Origin of the sequence: Prevotella sp. E13-27 (assembly GCF_023217965.1) — a bacterium.
Lineage (GTDB): Bacteria > Bacteroidota > Bacteroidia > Bacteroidales > Bacteroidaceae > Prevotella.
Window position 1 is genome coordinate 1,159,011 of sequence record NZ_JALPSC010000002.1, and the last position, 24,576, is coordinate 1,183,586.

The following is a 24,576-nucleotide window of genomic DNA, read 5'->3' on the forward strand; positions in this document are numbered from 1 at the left end:
TATGAATTGAACGATTAAACAAGATATATAGATATGACACGAATTATGAATGTTAACGGTAAGTTTACAGACATCTATTCATACGTTAAGAATATACTATTCCTAACGGTACTGCTGACTGTCGGGGTAACCAGTGCGTGGGCGCAGACTGACTGTTCGGGAATCTATTATATAGTTAATGATAATAGTGGAGGAGCTAATAGCGGTAGTACTGAAACAACTGCTTACAGCAATGCAACTGATGCTATAAGATGGTATCTTGTTCCTGCAGGTAACCCGCAGGAAAAAGCTAAATATATGGATGCTTATTATTCTCCCAATCATAATACTACCCAAGGTGATTCTAATAAGCCGTTTCTGACAACTTACCAGAACAATAAGGATAAAGCCGCTGTTCCAGAGGGTATGACCGTACCCGACAACAACTCTCTCTGGATAGTTAAGAAAACTGGTAATTTTTATCATGTCATTCATGCTGCCACAGGCAAGTATGTAATTTATGAGGTACCATTGCCCAATGACCCAAATAAGAATAATGATGCGACTGAAGGAAACAATGGTAAGCGAAAGACCATGCACTTGCAGACCCCAGACGATGGGACATACAGTCTGAGCACTAATGAGAACTTTAAGTTCACAATAAGCCGTTCTGGTAGCGAAAACAACTATATCTACCTAATTGAACCCCAAAGTCGTCCTGGATGGTACTGGAATCCTGCAAATGGCAACAGGGATTCGTATTCAGGAATAGAGAATGGTAAAAAAATATACCAAGCTGGTCTGGTGGGCGTGTATAACGTTGCAACCGATGGCGGTTCCAAATGGCGCTTTGAGTCGGCCCCTATCGCAGCTTCTACCATCAGCATCAACACTGCTGGTTATCCTACTGTTACAGTAACTAATACCAATACTTGGTTACCGAGTGGATATCATTATCGCTATACCTTTGGTGACGGGACACAGGATGATCCTACGGCAGATAGTCCCATTTTGGAAGGTGGCAGCTATACCGTTACAACATCCGGGACCTTGAAAGTGGTCATTGAACAGCATGGCGTAGTACTGTCAGAAGTTGCTTCTCAGGAAGTGGGTCCTGCAAAGCCGACATTCACGGTGAATGCTAATGGCTCTGTAACGATTTCCGCAACAGGTTCCATTTATTATACACTTGACGGCAATACCCCAACAACATCAAGTTCATCATACAGTAGCTCCATTTCTGCCAGTGATATCGCCTCAGCAGAAGGAACGGCTATCAAGGCCATTGTTGTTGATGCTAGCGGTGTCATTTCTCAAGTGGCAGAGCTGCCTTTGGCTACCTATACCTATAAGATTGTAAATAGGTCGTACAAGGTGGCCGCCATCAAGGCGAAGAAGCAGGCAGAGGGTACACCGCTAAGCGACTATAATAATATTCCCGCAGAAATCAGAAGTGAGTATTTGAATGGAGAGAATGTGTACTTCCGTTCATTTGCAGGTAGCGAAGGGATAGGTGATGCTGTTACACAGGAGACCTTGAGTGGTTATAATGTGATTCATCAAACACCACAGGGGAATGCGAATATTTATGTGACCTACGACACAGATCATCTAGGGGAAAAGACACCACGCCTGCAAGGTGCCCGTCCGTTTAATATCAAGTATGGCAGTACCTACCTCTATGACGAAGGTGGTACACTGAAAACCGATGGAGCTTCGGAATCAAACGAAGTGAACCACGTGTGGTATTTTACCGGCGGTGACCCATACGCCGTGACAGTACAAAATGGTGCTACGAGTAGTAAATTGACCTACCAATCTGCAGCATTTGGCTATAACGGAACCGTCAAAACGTTCATCATCAAGAATACGACCTCAGTAGATGCTACCCACACCAACCTAACACTGTGGTATCTTGATGGCGAAAATATCCGTGAAGTCGAAGTTACCATCAATACCGTTGTTCTTCAACGATCCTATACGCTGATAGACAGGAAGGGTGAGGTTATACAGGCAAATATTGCTTATGTGGATGATGATGGCTTCGGACTGCCCACTGCTTGGCGTAGCCCGGTAGCGAGCTATCATTACTGGAATGCCAATGCATTTGTAGACGCCAACAATGACGGAAATCCTGATGTGCCGTATGTCTTAAAATCAGGAGAGTCTACCCCAACAGAAATCACGAGTGTTACACAAGTAACGAGTAATAATACCATTTACGTGACTTACGATGTCGATCATTCGAAACTGGATCTGGATGGTCGTAATAGTCTCGGTTTGTCGGCAGAATTGAAGCCGAATAATCTGACTTATATGCTGAGATTCCTGACTCCTGATACTGAAGCGTACAAATTCTATCAGGAGGATGGTAAAGACGGCGTGATGCCTACTAAGCGCAGAGCTGTCTATCCTTATAGCAATGGTGATGCTCAGCTCTATGTCTATGGAACAGATAAGTGGAATGAGGACCTGGAAAAAGGTGCCAGCACGCGTACCCGTTGGCTGTGGTATATAGAGCCGGCCAACAGTCCTGCTTCTAAAGATCAACTTGACCCTTACCATGTGAAGATATCCTCGTACCAGACACAGACGAGCTATAAGATAGACGACGACAACACACGCAATTTCCACTCTTATCTGAAGACGTATGCGGTCAGTTATGGAAGTCCTGAGACCACTCACATTGTGACTGGTGTCACTAACAATAATCCAAAAGTGATGAATCCATCTGCGGCTGACAGTGCTCCTGCCGACAACAGCGATGCGACGGAATACATGATTCTGGGTACGTCAGCGGGCATGAAGTTAGTGACTACTAAAGGGATTGACGGTGCTCCTACAAATGGGGTGTATGGCACTCGACAAACAGTTCACAACTTTGAGCAGTATTGGAAGACCTATGAAACAGTGAGTAAGAAGGGTACAAAAAATTATGAGCCACCAGTCAACAACACTGATTTTACCGGTAAGGGTATTGACCTACACCGCTATCAGGTATGGGCCAATGCACGTCCTATCAATACATTGTCACCAACCTCTCAAAACAATAAGGTCTTTGAGAAGGAATACCATTGGTTCCAGACTATTGAGATGGGTGAGAACTTTATCTTCGAGCCGACAGAGATCAAACCTATGCTCATTCTGCTTGACCAGCACGGATGGGAGATTGTTCGTTTGCCGTTGCCTACAGGTAATCCTAAAGAACTGAATGCAGAGCAGCAGACAAAACGTGCACAGGCTTATGCCAATCTTCACAAGTTCAGCAGTCCGATGGTGGAGCGCTATCACTATTGGAAGACTGGTAGCAAGATACCTGGCTATCATAAGTTCAAAGTATCTGACTATGCTACGAAATCGGATGGATCGGAATACACTTCAGACGAGTTAGGCAGTGCAGATATTACAAATCCTTCAACACCACCCAACCTCCCAGACTACGAGACGCAAGCTCTGGTAAGTGGTAAAGAGCGTGACTGGTATGTTACCTATGATGTAAAGACCGAATATGCCAGCAAATATGCAGGTGCTGATACTTATGAAGGGACATCAGCTTCTGATTATCTGGTGAAGTATGGAAATGACTATGCCACGTACGCAGGTACTGGTACTACATTAGGAACAGTATCCTCACTACCTGAGACTATTACTGATAACATGAAGTGGAAACTGCGCCCCAACTTCAACATCGACCGAGAGATGAGTTATCTCTATGCCGGTGAAACAGATGCAGAGTCTGAAGCAAAAAGTAAAGATAATACGGAAGCAGATTATTGTGACAGTACGAGAGAAGGCTGGGTTTCCACATGGTCTAACGGCTTTGACCCCTATAACGTACAGATTCAGAATGTTGGGAGTGATACTCGTTACCTCACTGCTAACACGTCAAGTCCGACTGTCGGCAGTACATGGACGGGCTCAACGAGCAAATTGAGTGTAGAGGAGCAATCTGAACGTCTGCATGTTGCGAGTCTTGACCAGAACAATGTACACATCACTAACGCCACGTTTATGGTGGTGGATGATGGCAGTGGCAACATGATTCTGATGCCCCGTTTCGACCATGATCATGTCGTAAACACTTTCTCTGGTTCCTCACACTTTGTTGATGCAGGTAGCAGCTCCCAACATCTGACTATCGAAGTGGTACCTACTATGATTAGCAGCTCATCTGAGATAAAAGCTATGGGTGGCTCTTATATCTTGAAGGAAAACTTTAGCTGTAGTTCTTCCGTCGGTACAGCAGATAATCCTTTTATAGGAACCATTGATGGTAAGCTTCGCACAATGGGTACGTTCTCTGCGCCTTTATTGGGTTATGCCAAGGATGCTACTATCAAGAATATTATATTGAAAGATGTGCGGATTTCCGGTACAGGCTCTACAGGTGCCATCTGCGGTACGGCAGACGGCAAGACACGTATCTATAACTGCGGTATCCTGCCCAAATACCCAACATTTAAAGATGAGACATCAGAAATTAGTAGTACTACAGGTTACTGCGGCAGTATTGCGGGTGAGCTGAAATTCAATGCCCGTGTGATCAACTGCTTCAGCTATGCTACGATAACTGGTGGAACAACAGTTGGTGGTATTGTGGGTTATATTGGTGAAACGAAGATTACTCAAGTCAATGTGGATACAGTGCCTATGGTGATGAACTGTATGTTCTATGGTGAAATCACCGGTGGCTCAACGAAATACCCTGTCTATGGCGGTGCAACGATTGAGAATGACGAAAGCAATAACAAGGGTGTGAATCCCTACAACTATTTCCGCAAAGGTGCCACCTTCGACGACAGTTATAATAGTATTAGCAACTACAACCGTTCATGGCCTGCTGAGGAAAAGAACCTGACGCGTTTTGAGTATTATCGCAGTGTTCTGAACAGCAATAAGAACCTTGTTACCTACTGGATAACAGATAAAGCGTATAGTAATCAGACAGATGATGACCATGCACTGATGGCCAAGTGGGTACTTGATCCAAGTATTGCCCCTTATCCTATCTTGAAGAAGTGGGGGTACTATCCTTCTGTCATCAATCTGGATACAGAATACAGAATCAATCCCGAAACAAAAGCCAAGGAACAACGTAGCGGAGCTAACGAATGGGAAGGTAAGAGCTACGGTACATTGACAGTTAACATTGATGCAGGTACAAACTACAGTGGTAGTACTTCTCGCAACATAACTATCACTGACATGGATACGCTGAACTGCGACTATGGCTACTATAAGATTCAGTTGCCTTATTACAACAAGGTGTTTGGTAATCCGAATGGTGCAACACATGCAGCGAAATACGCTAACAACTACACCGACAAGGTGGTGACGGGTTGGAAGATTACTTCTGTCACTGGAGGAACATCTGGAACCTTTACGAAAAACTGGGAAACGGGATATAACTTTGCAGACCGCAACTGTACCAGTAAGGATCTTTATGCCACCAGTGGTCGCGTCTTTGCCCAGGGCGGTTACTACTATGTACCTGTAGGTGTCACAGCCATTAACATCGAAGCTTACTGGGGTGATGCTGTCTATCTGGCAAATCGTGGTCACAGTATTGACCGAGTGAGTCTTACATCAGCAGGTTATAAGTCTGATGTTGCGTTTGCTCCCGCTGGAACAATGCCTAACACATTCCAGGGGCAAACGGTATATAACGACTTACAAAATGCCATCAAAGCACTTAAAGAATCCACTGCTTGTCCTACTGTCTATGATCAGGCCATCGTATTGATTGGTAATCATCAGGTAAAGAATGGTAGTAATGATATTGGATATAATTTAGATAGCAAATGGCATCCGTTTACCTTTATGAGTGCTGACTTTGACTTCGACTGCGAACCTGACTATTGTCTGGAGTGGCAGTTCAGACATCAAACTCCCCGTCAAGGTATTCAACCTATTCGTTTCGACTTCTTGCCGATTGTAGAACTCGGTCTGGCAGTCAGACATGATAAAAAAGCTTATGCTATCGGTATCTTTGTACCTCAAGGTCATTTTGAGGTGACAGAGACTGCATTCTTACGTACCACACAGTTTGAATATGATGGATTTCAAAGCTACACAGATAAGCGTATAGAAGATAAATCTCCTATGATTATCAATGGCGGTGAGTATGAAATGTTCAATTTCAGATACCATGACTCCAATCGTACCCTCTATTTCCTTTTAGGTGGAAAAGCATGGGTTCACCGTTTCGCCCCTGGTGCCCATCCAAGTACGAATACTTCTCCAAAAGCTTATTTTTGCGCTGTAAATGCTATCGGTGGTGAGTATCCGGAGTTTTATCTTTCAGGTATTTATCGTCCAGACATTGCTGCCCCTCAAAATCAGGGTGCACCGCATTGCTATACCAATGGTGGTAAGTTTGGCACTATGGCAGGTGCTGGCTATGACAAGGTGGCCGGTGGTGTCACATTCCAGATTAATCACTCGCTGATTAACGAATTCTATGGTGGCGGTATTAATGGTTCCAATCCTATAGGCGGTAATATTGATGTGACCATAGACTATAGCCGCGTAACAAAATACTGCGGTGGTCCGAAGGTGGGTAATATGCCTGGTAAGACGGTTACGACCAATGCTACAGGTACAACCTTTGGCGTGTTCTATGGTGCTGGTAATGGTGGTAACAGTTATTATAGGGAATTAATTAAAGATGGTGACCAGAACTCCAGTAATATAAGTAGCTGGGATGGCCAATATGGTTGGGGGAATTTCAATCCGCTGAAAACTACTTACGATGACTCAAAAGTAAACAGAGGTTACCATGCCGAATATGAGTTTGAAGTGTTCAACCATTCTAATGGTGTTACTGACCAAATTACCCAACGCAGTTTCATTCATTGGATACAGTTTGGTATTACAACCACAGGTGATGTGACGAGTAACCTAACCAATTGTACTGTTAATACCAACTTCTATGGTGGTGGTAACTTGGCCAGTGTGACGGGTAATGTGAGATCTACACTGACCAATACAACCATTGTCGGCAATGCTTTTGGTGGTGGTTTCTCGGCTGCCATTCCAAAATTTAGCGTTCATGATAAGAACAATAAGACGTTCCCATCTATGGACTTCGCTGGTACGATTACCGATGGTAGTATTGAGTATATAAAGGATGATGGAAAGGTTATTGTTTACGAATGGACCAATGACTTGAATGGAATGTCAGAGGCAAATCGTAAGAAGGATCCTGCTTACAAGAAAGACGGCAAGTGGTATTGTTATACATGGAACCCGTTGGTGAACCTCGGTGCTGTAACTGGTAATGTCACCTTGAATATTGAAGGAAACACCTTGGTGCAAGGTAATATCTATGACGAAGAAGGTGAGGTCATAGACCATGCCGGTGTGTTTGGTGGTGGTGATGCTTCTAAGGTGATAGGTAACACCCAGGTGACTATTAATGCCTCAGGACAAAAGACGGAAGGTATTAATACCTATAATGTCTATGGTGGTGGTAATACAGCCGACGTAGAGGGTAATACAAATGTAACGCTGTCTCATGGTAAGATTAGCCAGGATATCTTCGGTGGTGGTAAGGGTGCATCAACGACGGTAACGGGTGACGTGAACGTAACTATAGGAGCAAAATCCACTGATCCTACTCCTGCCTATACTGGTACTGGTACAGCACGTAATATCTATGGCGGTAGTGCCCTCGGTGCTGTGAATGCAACGAAGGGAGAAGGTGATGTATTATCGGTAACTCCTGAAAAGACGACAACGGTCAATGTCTATGCCGGTACCGTTAATAATGTCTTCGGTGGTGGTTTGGGACTTGATGATGAGGAGGATGATACAAAGGACATCACTGCCCAGAATTTTGGTAATACGACTGTTGTTATTGAAAACAGTGACAATAGCAAAGTCAAGGTCAGTGAAGCAGTCTATGGCGGTGCCAACGTGAATGGTGTGCTGAAGGCAAATGCCGAGGTGACATTGCTTGGCGGAATGATAGGAGATTCCGAAGATACGAGTAAAGATGTTGTCTTCGGTGGCGGTAAAGGTATTCCTACACTGGTGAATGGTAGTGTATTGGTGAATGTAGGTAATTCCACCCATACTGGTGATGTCAATATCTACGGTAACGTCTATGGCGGTTCCGCATTGGGTCATACAAGTGCTACGAGTAATGCGGATTTCAATACCAGCGCGACTACGAATGTAAACCTCTATGCCGGTACGATTAATGGTTATGTATTCGGTGGCGGCCTGGGTCGTAAGGCAGCAGCAGCTGTAGGCACAGAAGGGCAAGAAGGATATATTGCTCCTGTAACAGCTGTTGAATCATTCGTTGGTGGCGACGTAAATGTGCTTCTTGATGGTGCGAAGGTGCATCAGATCTTTGGCTGTAACAACCTGAACGGTACGCCAAAGGGCCATGTGAAGGTGCATGTGAAGCAGACAAATAACTTCGATGGTAATAACGATTATAAGAATAATAGCGAAACAGCACTCGACGCTCGTACCACATACGATGTGGAAGCCGTCTATGGCGGTGGTAATAAGGCAGACTATAACCCGACAAAGGCTACTGGTTCTGACGCTGACAAGAAACAGGCCTTTGCTGAAGTTCTGATTGAAGGTTGTGATAAGACCAGTATTGAATATGTCTATGGCGGTGGTAATGCTGCTGCCGTGCCAGCAGACTCTATTACGATCCATAGTGCATACATCATTGGTTATCTGTTTGGTGGTGGTAATGGTGCTGGCGCTGACAACCCAGGAGCTGATGTGGGTGTCATTGATAAAGTTGCGTATGCGGCCAACAATTCAAACGGTATCTATGGTACTGGTGTCGCAAAAACGAAGTTGATAGGTGGTCAGGTTCGTTACGTATATGGTGGTAGTAATACCAAGGGTAACGTGCGTGGTGGAACATCGTTGGAGAGAAAAGAATCTAATACTCATTGTGCATTGAAGATCAAGGAAATCTATGGTGCCGGTCAGTTGGCTCCAATGGATGGCGATGTCATCATCAAGCTGGACTGTATGCCTGAAGATTTCGTTTCTCAGGTGTTCGGTGGTGCCAAGAATGCTACTATCAACGGTAATGTCTCCCTGACAGTTTCCAGCGGTAAGTTCGGACGTGTCTTTGGTGGTAACAACTGGGGTGGTAGCATCAATGGCTCTATCGAGGTAAATGCTTATGAGGATGGATGTAAGCCTTTGATTATCGGCGAGCTCTATGGTGGCGGTTTCAATGCCCCCTACTCTATCTGGGGTTGTAATGATAGTGATAATGATGGAAAATGGACACCCAATACTCCGGCAGGCGATCCACATGTTGCAGCTGATGCTGATGCTATTTCGGTGAATGTATATTCTTGTACTTCTATCGGTAAGGTCTTTGGTGGCGGCTTTGGTGCTACTGCCAATGTGGTTGGTAACACCCACGTCTGGATCAACACCATTCAGGGTATTGTTGACGGAGAAATGCAGACCTATGGTGAAGGTGTGTACATCGGCAAGATAGGTCAAGTCTTTGGCGGTGGCAATGCTGCTCCAGTGAAAGGCAATGTTACCATTGATATCGGTACGGCAACGGTTAGCAAAATACCTTCCACAGGTGAGGATGCAGAAAAGATAGGTATCAGAATCATCAATGGTACCGACTATCTCAAGACGACAACGGATGCTGATACTACAATTACTGCCGGTATCTATGGCGGTGGTAATGCAGCCGACGTAGATGGCAACGTTACGATGAATATCGGTACGGTTAGTCAGAACCAGGGCATCAACATTGGTGGCGATATCTATGGCGGTGGCTATGGTGAGACGACCCATGTTACTGGCAATGTTGTCGTGAACATTGGTAAAAAGACAGAAACTACTGTTGATGAGACTACGACTTACGGTTACGAGGGTTATGCAATAATCACTGGTGATGTCTATGGCGGTAGTGCCAAGGGTAAGGTGAATACTACCGATGGAAGTTCAATTATTGATGGTTCTCCAACCACTCAGGTAAACTTCTATGGCGGTACTATACAAGATACAGAGACTCCAAGTGGTAAAGGTAACATTTACGGTGGTGGCCTCGGTGAAGATAACGAAGGAACAGAGACTGATCACGCAGCAGACGTCTATGGTCCTGTCACTGTGACATTGGAAAAGGGTAGCACGACCAATACTGTTGTTAACAACGTATTTGGCTGTAACAATGTACTGGGTACTCCAAAGAATACAGTAACGGTCAATATCAATGGCGGTACTGTTAACCATAGTGTCTATGGCGGTGGTAACCAGGCTGCCTATACCCCGAGTGAGAGCCAGAATTATCCTGCAGTAAACGTTATCAATGGTACAGTCACAGAAAATGTCTTTGGCGGTGGTCTCGGTCTGACGGCAACAGTTACAGGCAATCCACAAGTAACGATTGGTGACAATGTAGAAGGTCATACGGTTACTATTCTGGAGTCTGTCTATGGCGGTGGCTCATTGGCAGGTGTGAATGGCAATACCAATATCGTTGTCAACAGCGGTATCATAGGAACTGAAGGTGAGGGTGGCGCTACTTATGGCAATATCTATGGCGGTGGTTTCGGTACAATGAGCACCAGTGAGATGACTGAAGCTCAAGCTGTCAAGGAAGCCGGTATCGTTAAGGGTAACACTACCATTACTGTCAATGGCGGTAATGTTCTCCATAATGTATATGGTGGTGGTGCCTACGGTTCGGTAGGTACCTATACCTATGATGCTTCTAACGTCATTACCGGCTACACCTCTGGTGGTGTCGCTACTATTAACATTCTGGGTGGTACCATTGGTACTGACGGTCATGAGAATGGTATGATCTTCGGTGCCTCACGAGGTGATGTGGGAGTTACTGGTTCTATCCACGACAAGTTGGCATGGGTATATGATACTAATGTAACCATAGGTGATAACGACGAAGAGACTCCTGATCCTCAGGTCAACGGTTCGCTCTATGGTAGTGGTGAGAACGGACATACCTACCGTAATGCCGCTGTAACCATCCATAGCGGTAAGATAGGTATTACCGATACCAGCATTGACGGTGGTGCGGCTTATGCTTATCGCGGCAATGTCTATGGCGGTGGTTGTGGTACGGATAAGTATGACTCTGACGATGATAGTACTCTGGATGCTTACAACTCAAAGGCTGGTATCGTTGGCGGTAATGCTACGGTAACCATCGATGGTGGTCATGTGGTTCGAAACGTCTATGGCGGTGGAGCTATGGGTTCTGTAACTGGTGGAACAACTGTAAACATCAGTGGCAATACTGAAATCGGTTATACAGGCATGCCGGGTGGTTATGTCTATGCTGCTTCTCGTGGTAATAATGATATGGAAGCTGGCTATGCCACTGCAGGTAGCACCGCGTTGAACATCAGCGGTGGTACTATCTGGCGTAGTGCTTTCGGTGGCGGACAGTTAGGCTCCGTCAAGGGAGATGTTGCTGTCTCTGTCAGCGGTGGTGTCGTTCATGAAGATGTCTATGGCGGTGGCGCCTTGGCAAATACCAATACGGATAACTGGACAGGTGATGATGGTACTCCATCGTATGTTGCAGTTGCTGGCCTTGCCACAGAAACCTACAGAGTAAAGGAAATGGCTATCGGCGCTTCTGTCACAGGACTCTATACATACGATAGTGATACGTCAACTTACGTAGCGGCTACCGGTACAGCTCAAGAAGGTATCGTCTATTACGAAAAACTTTCTGGTGCACCTGTGGCTGGATATTATACGAAGTCGGGAGACGTTTATACCAGAATAACAAACAGTACTGCTACAGCTGATGGCTCAACGACTTACTATAAGAAGATGGTTAAAGGTTCTTGGGTTGTGACTCCTCCTGTAGATGGTACAAGTTATTATACTACAACGGTCAGCCTGACAGGTGGACTTATTGGTAATGCCTATGGTGGAGGTTTGGGTAATTCAACTAAGGCGGCTAACGTCTATGGTGATGTTACCGTAACGGTTAATCAGGGTGTTGAAGACGAGACAAAGGGTGTAGCCTTCATCCAACAGATGGAGACGGCTACCATCGGAGGAACCCCTTATCCGACACCTGTGCCAGTATCTGGTCGTGTCTTTGGTGGTAACAACCACAATGGTACGCCTACGGGTAACATAACGGTTCATGTCTATTCCACCCGACAGTTGGATAAAGACGACAACATCCTTCCAGGTCACGGTTCTCCTGACAGAAAATATTCTTATGATATACAGTCTGTTTATGGCGGTGGTAACCAGGCTGATTACCTGCCTGCTGACGGCAAGAAGAGTCATGTGATTATCGATGGTTGTAATGAAACCAGCATTGAGAAGGTCTATGGCGGTGGTAACTCTGCCGTTGTGCCTGAAACAGATGTGCTGATTAACGGTGCATACGATATCGGTTATGCCTTTGGCGGTGGTAATGGTGACAAGCCCATCAAGTTGGACGACGGCACTTGGCGTGAGAACCAAGGTGCCATCGTCATCGGTTTGGCTTCAATCGTCTGTAAAGGCGGTAAAATCGGTCAGGTCTTCGGTGGCGGTGATGCCAAGGGTAGTTGTGGTAATACGAATGCCGTAACCAAACAAGATAGTGACTGTCCATTGCACATTACCAGACTTTATGGAGCGGGCAACAAGGGTGATGTAAGTTCTGTAAACATTGTCCTAGCAGCCTGTTCAGAAAATGCGATAGACTATGTCCATGGTGGTTCCTATAATGCCCATGTCCACGGTGATGTGCATCTGACCATTACCAGTGGTGTCCTAAAGAATGTGTATGGCGGTAACGATGCACGTGGTGGTATCGAAGGTAATATCATCGTGGATATTGAAGAGACGAATGGTTGTAAACCTATCATCATCCAGAACCTCGTAGGTGGTGGTAATGAAGCACCTTATCCAGGTACCAAAACGAACGATAAAGGTGATGAGGTTCCAATAGGAACACATGGTAAAATTACTGTAAACGTTAAATCTGCTACCCGTATAGATAATATATATGGAGGTAGTTATATGGCAGAGGCCAATGCCGACACTGAGGTGAACATCAACATGATAAAAGGTTGTAAGGCAGGCCAGGACGTGACGATTCCACAGGAGTTCAGCTATATACCTAATATTTCTGGCAAGAGTGCTCCGTCTGATGGCGTCATCGCATGTACTATTAATAATGCTATCGGTACTATCGGCAATGTGTATGGTGGCGGTAATTTGGGCTTGGTCAATGGAAAGACCACAGTAAACATTGGGGTATCTGATCATGTGGAAATCATGGCACGTGATGCTAATGGTAAGATCCTTGATGTAGAGAACAACCCGTTGGATGTTGAAGATGGTAAGAATATCACAGCAACAATTAAATACGATAGTATAACAGATGCAACATCCCATCTCGGTGTCAATATCACGGGTAGCGTGTATGGCGGTGGTAGAGAAGCGGATGTCACTGGCAATACCTATGTGAATATCTGTGCTAAGGAGAGTGCTACGCCAGGCACTTACGAAGCTGTTGCAGAAGGTTCTGATAAGGTTACCATTGCCGGTAATGTCTATGGTGGCGGTAAGGGTATTGCCAACTCCTTCACGTGCGAGAAAGCCATGGTGGGAATTGTTGACGACGGAGCAACAGTTACAGGCGAAGATGAATCTGCAACATATACTCTAAAAGAGGGTGGTACGACTGTTACCATAGGTCATGGTACTGTGGGAACGCTTGAGGCAGGAAAACTCGTAGAGGGTACGGGTAATGTCTATGGCGGTGGTGAGATAGGCCGTGTAGAGAGAAATACAAAGGTAACCATCGGAATCGGTAACGGAACTGGAGAAACTGCATCACCTGTTATTGAAGGTGAGGTGTTTGGTGCCGGTCAGGGCGTTGCTACACATGGTTACTCAGGCTTGGTACGTGGCAACAGTACAGTCACCGTCCAGGGTGATAGTTGGGTAAAACAGAGTGTCTATGGTGCTGGTAAGCTGGCTTCATTAGGACGTTACTGGATTGCCACAACATCAGCAGATGCTACTGCGCATAATGTAGAAATAGGTATGCCTTGGGGTTTGAAGTGTGGTGGACAAAGTACTGTCACTATCCAAGGTCATGCTAAGATAGGCCCTGAGGCACCGATGGCGATGCCTACCTTCGATGGAAATGTCTTCGGTGCAGGTAAGGGCGCTCTCCCATACGATGTCACTGGTGAACCAGGGCGTTATTATATGAATGGCGGCAAATATACTTGGGAAAGTTATGCCGACGAAAGTAAAGAGGGTGATTACCTGAAATATGTGGAAACATTAGGTGTCACCAACAATTCCATTGTTACCATTGGTGGTGACGCTTTCGTAATGGGTTCTGTCTATGGCGGTAGTATGAATGGCTCTGTCTTCGATGGTACAGTGGTTAATATCGCTGGTGGACAGATTGGTCGCAGTAAAGTGAATCCACTTCCTGATGGAGTCTGGGGGGCGAACTATACTCCAACGTCTGATTTGGAGTGCCCAAGCTGGCCGTATGCTAGCCCTCATGCTCCATACGATAAATATGCAAATTCGAGTGGTAAGTATCCAGATGGGTCGTCTGCTGATGAGGGCCGGCCTGAGGCTGAGGCTTCCGATGGTCACACCTTCTACGGTAACGTATTTGGCGGCGGCTCAGGTAAGGATCCTTATAAGCCAGGTAAGTGGCATCGTAAGGCTGGTTACGTAGGTGGTAATACTGAAGTAAATATCACTGGCGGTCACATCCTGACTTCTGTCTATGGCGGTAACGAGTTGACTGATGTCGGTTCAGGAGAAGATTTGAAGGTTGTATCAGGCAAGGGTAAGTGTACCATCAATATGACGGGCGGTACGCTTGGTGTGCCTCGTACAGAAGCACAGATAGCTGCTCACCCAGTAACCTGTTATCTCTTCGGTGCCGGTAAGGGTGACCAACGTATTTTCTTCAATAAGTGGACGAATGTAAGTGAAACAGAAGTAAACGTTACTGGTACTGCCCGCATCTACGGCTCAGTCTTCGGTGGCGGTGAGGATGGTCACGTGCTGGGTGATGTTACAATGAATATAGGTAATGTGACTATTGGTTCTACACCATATACTGGCAATGATGTTAAGATTGGTACAAGGGGTATTTCTTACGTAGATGGTAACGTCTTCGGCGGTGGTCGTGGTTTCAGTGGTGAAGCTCTGACTGCTGGTGCTGTTGTAGGAAATGTGACAATGAATATTTCTAACGGTACGATGTTGGGCTCTATCTATGGTGGTGGTCGTTTGGCTTCTGTGGGAACGAAGCTGGAAGATGTTACTGATGGAGAAGGTAATCCTAATCCTAAATATGGTCTGATATCTGATGATACGGACACTGAGGAATTTGGTCATATCGCTATTACTATCAGTGGTGGTACTATTGGTAACGGAACAACCGAGGTAGGAACAACTCACTCTGTAAGCGGTAATGTCTTTGGTGGTTCTATGGGACGTATCACATTGCTTGATGGTACACGTAATTCGGTATGGCCTAAATTGGCTGTGGCTAAACTGACAAACGTTACCATTAGCGATGGCACTATCTACAACAGCGTCTATGGCGGTAGTGAGTATGGTGTCGTACGTAATCGTGCTACTGTGAATGTTGAAGGTGGTACCATCCATGGTAACGTCTTTGGCGGTGGATATGGTAGTGGTGAACAAGATAAACAGACTATAGAAGTTGCTGGTTATGCGGATACTTACTATACTTTCACTCCATTGATATGGACTGGCTGTGTGTCAGGTGATACATTCGTTAATATCTCCGGTGGCTCTATTAAAAAGAATGTATATGGTGGTGGTAACTTCGCTTCTGTAGGTCTCATAGACTTCGTAAGCGATAAAGACGGAAAATTTACCAATATGCCAAAGCACGATAATCTGTTGAACGGCTTCGGTTTGAGTTGGCCATATAAGTTCAACTATCACTCTGCAGCTCCGAAAGATGCTTCTGCAGTTGGCGGTGGTGAGCTTGGCGGTAAGGCAACAGTAACTATCACTGGTGGGCTCATCGGTACTGCGACTGGTGACGGTACTGGCAATGTCTTTGGAGGTAGTAAGGGAGAAGTTGACTTTGATGGAGTTGCGGAAACCAATATTGACGATCAGCGCTATACAGAGGCCATGGCTGCCAATGTTCGTGAGACAGAGGTGAATATCAATTATACCTCTTCAGATGCATCCAATCAGATTCTTGGTGCTGTCTATGGCGGCGGTCAGGATGGTCACGTCTATGAAGATGCTAAAGTAAGAATTACAGGAGGCTTAATAGGCCTGAGCGTCTATGGCGGCGGTGAAGGTAATGGCACCTATAATACAACGTTGTTAGATCTAAGCACTGGCAGTCGTAAGGGAAGCCCAGACAATATTCATAGTTGGACAGCTGGTAAGGTTTATGGTAACACTTCGGTAAGCATGAGTGGCGGTCAGGTTAATGGTCATGTCTATGGTGGTGGTAACCTTGCCTCCGTTGGTAAGGGTAACTATGCTGGTGGTAATGATGACTACTATCCTGCCGGTTACGGTGAGACACTCACAGGTAACTTGTGGACCAGTGCCACTGTGGGCGATGGTTATACCGCCGCCCAGCGTGACAATGCTTGGCACTTCTTGAATAGCGGTAAAGCTACTGTTGTCATAGCTGGTGGTTCAGTAGGTACAGCGAATGGTACATCTGGTAGCGTGTATGGCACTACCGATGCTACACCTACAGGTATGATTTTTGGCGGTAGCCGTGGCCGTGCAGCACAGAATGTCGCAGATGTTGCAAAACTTACGACACTCTATAAGTATGTACCTGACTTCTATCTCGGTTACGTCAACAAAGCCGAGGTAATTATTGGTGGCGGTCATGTCTGCATTAAAAAATGTGAGGCTGCTGGTAATACGTACAAGCCTGGCGACTTCCTGTCAGATGCTGACTTTACAACAATATTCGGTGGTTCAAATGAAAATTGGAAGGCAGGTAGTGCTCCAACCATCTATAGCCAAGTCTTTGGTGGTGGTCGTGACGGACACGTGCGTAACAGTGCTCACGTCATAATAAACGATGGCACCATCGGTCAACCATATAGTGACTTTGATGATACTGATGCTGGCAATTACCAGCGTTATCATCGTGGTAATGTTTATGGCTCTGGTTCTGGTTTGGGTCAGTGGACTTCTGGAAAGCATGGTATGGCTTCCGGTTCTGTGACCCGCAACACAACCGTTGATATCAATGGTGGTACTATATATAATAATGTATATGGTGGCGGAGCCTTGTCATCTGTCGGTCCTCCAAAACTGGATTCGGAGAAGGACTATGCTGCTTCTACATGGTCAAAGTGCGTTGTCAACATCAATGGTGGTACTATCGGACAAGCTACACCTTATGAAACTCATAAGTACGGCGGCTGTGTCTATGGTGCCAGCCGTGGTAACGATTTCGCAGAAGGTGAGTCTGAAGAGAACTTTGCTACCGTTCTGTGGACTAAGGTGAACATTAACGGTGGTAGCATTGCCGGCAACGTCTATGGTGGTGCCAAAGGTGGTCTCGTTTGGAAAGATACTGAGGTACACCTGCAGGGCGGTACGATTGCTCACAATGCTTATGGTGGCGGTCAGGGTACATCGACCATTGCTGCCAACATCGGTGGCAACACTACGGTGAAGCTGAATGAAGGCAAGGATAAAGACGATTCTGGATGTATGGTTGAAAGGATATTCGGTTGTAACGACTTGAACGGTACACCGAAGGGACATGCCTTAGTACACGTTTATGCTACGCAGCACAAAGGCAAGGCAAAGATTGTTCCTGATGGCGGTAAGTATGTGAAGTTCAATAATATTGATGGTTATTCAATAGACAATTATGATGGACTCGTTACGCTGGCAACAAGTTATAGCCTGAATGTGACTTCTTACACGAGTGTCCTCAGTAATTCAGGAAGCACAAAAGAAGCAAAGCAAACTGCACTTCAAAATATGAAGGATGTTGTCTTACGTGCAGAATTGGAATACTTCGCTTCATCAAGTATGTTGAATATAGCATCGGAAATAGCTTCTTATAAGGCGATTCTTGATAGTGGCACTTCTACTGCAGAGGAAAAAGCGGAAGCCTTGCAGGGTATGGAGAATGTCGTACGAAATGCGAAATATGATGTCGTAGCTGTCTATGGCGGTGGTGATTTGGCAAAGTACGAGCCTACAGATCCTACACCAGAAACTCCGTTGAATGATACGGAGGAATATGCCAAAGTCATCATCGATGGTTGTGACCTCACAAGTATCAGACAGGTATATGGTGGTGGTAATGCTGCTTCTGCACCAGCTACTGATGTTAGAATAAATGAGGCCTACGAAATCCATGAGGCATTCGGTGGTGGTAATGGTAGGGATAATTACCAGTTAGATGGTAAGTGGTATGAGAACCCAGGTGCTAACGTGGGATACTATGCAACATACCATCATAGTGGTGGCGAAGGATCGTCAGCAACCCCTTATCAGGCTGTGGAAAATGATGGTTCAGATGGTTATAAGGATGCAAAAACCAAGGAGGCACGTATAGCGAACTACTCTTATGGTGCTGGTTATACAAATCTTGTAATTACTGGTGGTCGCATTCACAAGGCCTATGGCGGTAGTAACATACGAGGAAATATTCGTTATTCAGTTAATTCTGCATACGAGGAGTCTGGTTCATGTCCTATGCTTATTGACGAGACGTATGGAGGTGGTAATGAGGCTGAAACAGATGGCGATATACATACCAAAATGGAATGTGTAGATTATATGTCAAATTATTACGGTGGATCTGAAAAAGGTGACGTGAACAGTGACATAGTACTCGAAATTACCAATGGTACGTTTGGTAATGTGTATGGTGGTAATAATAAAATTGGTAGAATTCTTGGTTCTATTACCATCAATGTACATGAAGAAGGTTGTAAGCCAATTATTATAGATAATTTGTACGCTTGTGGCGATGTGGCACAATACTCTATATATGGCTACTCAGGTTCAACTCATGAAACTGTACGTACGAAGGCTGAATGGGAAGCATTGTCTGACGAAGCTAAGGCTGCTTCACCTATCAGGAAGGATCCTCGTGTCAATATTATCTCAGCGACGAGAATCAACAATGTCTATGGCGGTGGAGACCATGCTCGTGTAATCGGTAGCCCACATATCAACGTCAATATGGAGGAAGGTACCTTGTTGGCTAAATATATAAAACAATATCCAGCATATTTGACTACTGACCAAACAGACACACGTATTAGTGGCACTACCGTTACGTGGCGTTGTCGTGAGGGAGAAGCAGTTGGAACTGATGGCCACATGGGTATTCTCCCTGTTGGTACTATAGGTAATATCTTCGGTGGTGGAAACTACGCTGATGTTGAAGGTAATACGTACGTTGAAATCGGTACTGGTAAGCATCATAATGGTGAAGGTGAGGAAGTGGTAATCACTCCTGCTCGTAATGCAGCGTACATCACTGGTCGTGTCTATGGTGGCGGTAACTTAGGTGATGTGACCGGTAATACTATTGTTGAAATGTGCAACGGCTATGTAGCTGACCGTATCTACGGTGGTGGTAAGGAAGGCAATGTGGGAACTGTTACCTCGACATCTAAGCATACTGGCGCCAAAGCTCACGAGGGCTGTATCGGTAAGCCATCCGCCTTTGCTGCCAATACCGGTAAGTGTACTGTCACCGTAAGTGGTGGACGTGTAGGACCATATACCTATAGTTATGGCAGCGATGTGATAGCAAAAGCAACACCTAATGCAATGGCTATGCCTGAGGACTTCGGTTATGTATTCGGTGCTGGTCGAGGTGAGTTGACGAATCCTGCTACTGATCCAGATATTGACTTCAGAACCTACGTCAAAGAAACGGAGGTCATCATCAAGAATACCTATGAGGAGTCATTTGAAGGCGATTCCCTTGATCATATCGTCAAGTCACCTTTGATTGCCGGAGGTGTTTATGGTGGTTCTGAGAACGGACGTGTACTCAACAATACCCATGTGAACATCTGGGGTGGCCAGATTGGTATTGGTGCTGGCATGTCAGAGGCATTTAATGAAGGTTCTCGTACATCGGAAGCGTACGCTGAAAGCGATTTCATCAATCCGACGACGGCTACGGCAGAGCAGATTACAGCAAAGGCTGCACTGATGCCTGAGTGTGCCGCATGGACGTATGGAAGTCCATGGTTGCCATACGATGAAAATGCAGGCAATGGTTATTATAAAACGGACACTTATGGCGCTGCCAGCACTACTGGTTCTGACGGTCATACGTTCTATGGCAACGTCTTTGGTGGTGGCTCTGGTTACTTTGCCTATGCAAAGGGCGATGGCACTTACGAGTGGCTGCCGTCTGCCGGTCTGGTAGAGGGCGACACCTACGTGAACATCAGCGGTGGTCATATCCTGACGAACGTATATGGCGGTAACGAGCTGACAAATGTCACCGGTACTGCTCACGTCACGATGACGGGCGGTACGCTTGGTGTGCCTCGTACGCTGGCACAGATAGCTGCCCACCCCGTAACCTGCTACCTCTTCGGTGGCGGTAAGGGCGACCAGCGTGTACACTTCAACATGAGCACCAACGTAGGCCATGCTGTCGTAAACGTCTCTGGCGGTATCATCTACGGCTCCGTCTTCGGTGGCGGTGAGGATGGTCACGTCTTAGGCAACGTGACGATGAACATCGGTACGGCGGCAGTGGGAACCGAGGGACAGGAAGGCTACGTTGCAGCTGCCGGGCCAACCATCGGCACATGGGGCACCAGCTACGTCGAGGGTAACGTCTTCGGCGGTGGCCGTGGCTTCGCAGGCGATGCGCTGACTGCCGGCGTGGTGTGCGGCAATGTCGATATGAACATCAAGGGCGGCAACATGCTCGGCTCCATCTATGGTGGTGGCCGACTGGGTTCCATCGGTACCCATCTGGAGCCGTCTGACAATGCCAACTATGGCAAGCTGATACCTGACGACAGAGACGAGGACTACGAGACGGGAGCTGACTATTTACAAGAGGGCTCCACTCACGGTCACGTCACCATCAACATCAGCGGCGGTACCATAGGTAACAATAATGAGTACATCATACCTAATGCCACCAACATTGCGGCTGCTGGTATTGCAGAGACGGATATTAGCAAGTGGAAACCTGAGAGCGAGGATGGTAGTGAGTGGACAACCTGGAAGACTTATCATCATGTGCCCAGTACTACCTATGATACCTCTGATGGCAAATTGCACCACACAAGAGGTGGTAACGTTTATGCCGGAGGCATGGGACGTCGTGAGAATCTGAATGGTCAGGTCATCTCAATGGCAAGAGAGGGCATCAACTGGCTCAAGTTGGGTAATGTCAAGAGTACCAAACTGACGATTACTGGTGGTACCATCAAGAGTAATGTCTATGGTGGTGGTGAGTACGGTGCCGTGCAAGGCAACCACAAAGTGCTTGATGGTAAAGGTAATCCTATTGTTGTGAACGAAAAGAATGTGGTCGCTGGTACTGAAATTATCATCACCGGTGGTACCATCGGTTCCGAGATTCTTGGCAATAGTGCTTCAGACGTGAAATACACCTATGGTAGCGTCTTTGGCGGCGGTACAGGTACGACAGACGATGTTGCGATGACTGATCCTGTTATAAAGGCTGATACGCTGGGAGCTTATGTTGCTGACAGTACGAGGATCACATTGACAAACGCTATCGTGAAAGCCAGCGTCTTTGGCGGTGGTGAGTTGAGTGCTGTGGGTGGTAACACTAATGTCAATATCAGTGGAACTACTGCGATAGGACGCAACGAGGTACGGCCAAAGAGTGACCCAAATCCAGGCTACGTAATGTTCGGTAGCTGGCGTATGGGTAACGTCTATGGCGGTGGCCGCGGTAGTGAGAAGGCTGCTATTGCCGGACTGGTAAAGGGTAATACCAACGTGCGCATCGAGGGCGGTCATATCTATCATAACGTCTATGGCGGTGGCGCCTTAGGCTCTGTGGGTTCCTTCTTCGTTTCGGGAGCATCCGATGGAGGAACGGCACCAGGAAACATACCTGCAGGCGTTCCTTACTGGACGGTTGGTCCAGGTGGTACAACGGGTTCGAAAGGTTCAGAAGAAGGTGACAAGTACACCGGTATAGCTACTGTCACCATCACTGGCGGTACGATTGGTATCAGCGGACGTGACAATGGTATGGTGTTCGGCTCATCGCGCGGTGACATCGCAGCACCGACTGGCTCACCCACTCCCATGGATCCATATAACAAGGTTGCTTGGGTTAGAGGAACCGTTGTCAACATCGGTACTGAAAACGGTAATAGAACCACACCGCTTATCAAAGGTTCTGTCTATGGCGGTGGTGAGAATGGTCACAACTACCGGAATGCTACCGTGAATGTGCTTAGCGGCACCATCGGTATTCCGGATAAGAATCCTGCTACCGGTGCGGATGAAGAATGGTGGGACTTCAGTGATGCTGGAAGAACTGCCGAACAAAATACCGCGCTCAATGCGGAATACCGCGCTTATCGTGGTAACGTCTATGGTGCCGGTAGCGGTACTGACACCTATAAAGGTGCTGGCGGTAAGGAGTATCACAACCCGAGAGCCGGTATGGTAGGCGGCAGTACCGTGGTCAACATCAAGGGCGGTCACATAGGACGCTCTGTCTATGGTGCCGGTGCTATGGCATCGCTGGGTAATATTATTAATGCAGGCGATACTATTACAAAGATTGTCGCTGGTGAAAAGCAATATGGCTCTGCCGTTCACTATGATGAAACAAAGAGTTTTGCCCTCAGCTGGCCATATCTGTTTAACTTTGTTCCCCAGACGGGTAAGGCTACGGTCAATGTGACGGGTGGTCACATCGGTACGTTGAATGTTGATGGCGGCGACGTCTATGGCAGTGCCCGTGGTGAGGCTGGCGACCGTTATGAGATGGCACACTTTGCATACGCTAACGAAACCGTGGTAAATATCGATTATCCTGAGACGGCAGAGATGAACAGTGCTATAGAGTCTGACTACGACATACCTTGCGTCACTGGCTCCGTACATGGCAGCGGTGAGAACGGCTATGTGTATGGCGACACCCATGTAACGCTGAACAAGGGTCTCATCGGCCACTCGCTCTACGGCGGCGGTAAGGGTAAGGGCACCTATACACAGAGTCTGAACAAGATTGGCGGTGGCGGCACTTATGATGCCAAGATCTACAGTCTTATCGCTGGTAAGGTGTTCGGCAACACCTACGTCACCATGAACGACGGCTATGTAGGACGCAACGTCTATGGCGGTGGTAACATGGCCTCTGTAGGTAAGGGAAGCTACGCCGGCGGTGCTGACGACTACTATCCTGCCGGCTATGGCGAGAAGATCACCGGCAACTTGTGGTCAAGTGCAGCCGATGGTGATGCTGCATGGGAGTTCCTGAATAGTGGTAAGACAACTGTTAATGTCATCAGCGGTAACGTAGGCTACATTGACGAGAGCAACCCTGCCAACAGCATGAAGAACGAGTTGCCTTACGGTAATGTCATCGGTGGCAGTGCCGGTGAGGCTGCACCAAACCTTCCTGCAGATCTGCTCGAGAACCGCTACCTCTATAGCCCAGCCTTCTACTCTGGCTATGTTAACGAGACCGATGTCACTATCGGTGGATACCGCTGTAAGACGGCTTATACGGGTCATGTCGTAGGCGAACTGATTACTGCTAATGATTTCAAAGATGTGGCAGTTGGTGATACAGCCAAGTGGCAGCTCGTTGGTCCTACTATCTTCGCCAATGTCTATGGCGGTGGTCAGGACGGTCACGTGCGTCGCGATACTAAGGTGACTGTCTTAAGTGGAGAGATTGGCCGTCCGTATAATAGTGATAACGTGGCCATCTTGGGCAATCTGCAACTCGTCAACGGCTCGCTGAACCCACAGTGGCTCCACCGCGGCAATGTCTATGGTGGCGGCTCGGGTATCACGCAGTACACTTCTACGTTGCAGTATAAGGATGGTACACCTGACGCTGACAAGATTCCAACAACAGGCTACAGCAGCTCTTCCGGTTCTGTGTCACGCTTCACTGAGGTAAATGTCCTGGGCGGCATCGTTCACCGTAATGTCTATGGCGGTGGTTCGCTGGGTTCTGTCGGTGCCCCTGATTTGGGACAGGGATATGACCCATATAAGAAAGACCTGAGTGAGGGTAATAAAGCCAATTGGGGCAAGCAGTCACAGTGTACTGTCAACATCAGTAGTCAGATAGGTACAGTTCTCAACAGCCGCTCTCACTACGGCGGTGATGTCTTCGGTGCATGCCGCGGCAACACGTCGCTGAATGCCGATGAGTTCGGTACTGCAGTCTGGACGCGTGTCAGCATTCTCGACGGTGCCACCATCTTTGGTAACGTCTTCGGTGGCGGCGATACCGGTATAGTGAAGAAAAATGCCGAAGTTATTATCGGTGATAACGCCGAGTAACCGCCAAGGCTATGAAACTAAATGGGGGCTGGCAGAATAGTAATCTGTCAGTCCCCATTTTTGTTAAGTGTAGGCATTTTCTTT

General features: G+C 46.8%; 1 protein-coding gene. It reads left to right on the plus strand.

Going from position 1 to position 24,576, the window contains the following annotated elements:
* Positions 1-33 precede the first annotated feature (33 nt).
* Positions 34-24,492, plus strand: coding sequence for a chitobiase/beta-hexosaminidase C-terminal domain-containing protein (locus tag M1L52_RS13950; RefSeq protein ID WP_248615641.1), 24,459 nt, complete (start codon positions 34-36; stop codon positions 24,490-24,492).
* Positions 24,493-24,576 lie beyond the last annotated feature (84 nt).